Origin of the sequence: Streptomyces sp. WELS2, assembly GCF_013870595.1 — a bacterium.
GTDB lineage: Bacteria > Actinomycetota > Actinomycetes > Streptomycetales > Streptomycetaceae > Streptomyces.
The window spans coordinates 1-1,125 of the sequence record NZ_JACBWZ010001326.1; the positions used below are offsets into that span (position 1 = coordinate 1).

The 1,125-nt window shown below is 73.4% G+C and carries 1 protein-coding gene; it reads left to right on the top strand.

All coding sequences use genetic code 11. The annotated features are described in order from the left end of the window. Window positions 1-1,125: hypothetical protein (locus H5J33_RS36100; protein WP_181798882.1), on the top strand; the 1,125-nt coding region annotated here is incomplete at both ends.

The window sequence follows — 1,125 nt, forward strand, 5'->3', positions numbered from 1 at the left end:
GCAGTGGCAGTCGATCCGCCGGTTCTTCGCCGTGCTGGCCGGGCTCGCGCACCTACCTCGGAGTGTGGAGGAGCTGACGGCGCGGCACGTGGAGCGGTACCGGATGAAGCGCCTGGAGTCGTGCTCGCCGGGGACTGCGGCCAAGCAGGTGCAGGACCTGCTCCTGCTGTTGCGGGCCCTGCCCGACCCGAGCAGGCTCGGGGCCGACCTGAGCGCGTACATGGCCCAGCGCCGGCATGGCGTGGATGCGCAGGCCCGCTCCCTGCCGGGCTACTCCGACCGTGAGTTCCAGGCCGTGATGTCGGCCGCGCGCCGGGACGTGGCCGCGATCCGCGACCGCCTGGCGGCCGGGGAGGACCTGCTCGCGCGCTACCGCGCCGACCGGGGCGCGCTCGGCACGGCGGAGCGGGAGCTGGCGGCGCGGTCGGAGGCGATGGCCGAGTGCGGGCGACCGCAGGTCGACTACCGCGGCCTGGCCGTCGGCCAGTACCCGGGGGCGATGTACGAGCAGGCCCGCCGGCTGTTCGTCGTGGACGACGACCTGGCCCCGCTGATGGTCTACGCAGCCGGGCTGACCGGGAGGAACCCCGAGACGTTGAAGGACCTGCCCGCCGAGCACGAGGTCCTCGAAGGTGCGGCGGTGGCGCTGACCCTGGTCAAGCGCCGCCGGGGCAAGACCAACACCTTCTCCCAGGTGCACTGGAGCGTGGCCGCGGACCCGGCCCGGCACCTGGGCTCGGCCGGCTCGTTCTACCTGCTGCTGCACCGGTTGATGGCCCGCAGCAGGGAGTTTTCGGGGACGGGCTCGTTGTGCTCGATCTGGGCCGGCAACGGCCGGGGCGCGGTCCTGCACGCCGCGACCGGCGGGCACGTGGGGCCGTTCGACGCCGAGCTGGCCCGCAAGCTGAACCTGGGCGGCGCGGCACGGCTTGACCGACGACGAGGGCGAGCCGCTGCAGCTGCGGTTGACACGGATGAAGCGAACGGTGGAGATCCGGACCGCCAAGCAGGCCGGCGGGCACCTGCCGTCGGTGCGGTTCACGAACACCGCGCAGACATCCTTCGCCCACTATCTGCGCGGGGACCCGTTCACGACCGAGTGGGCCGCGGGCGTCCTGACCGAGG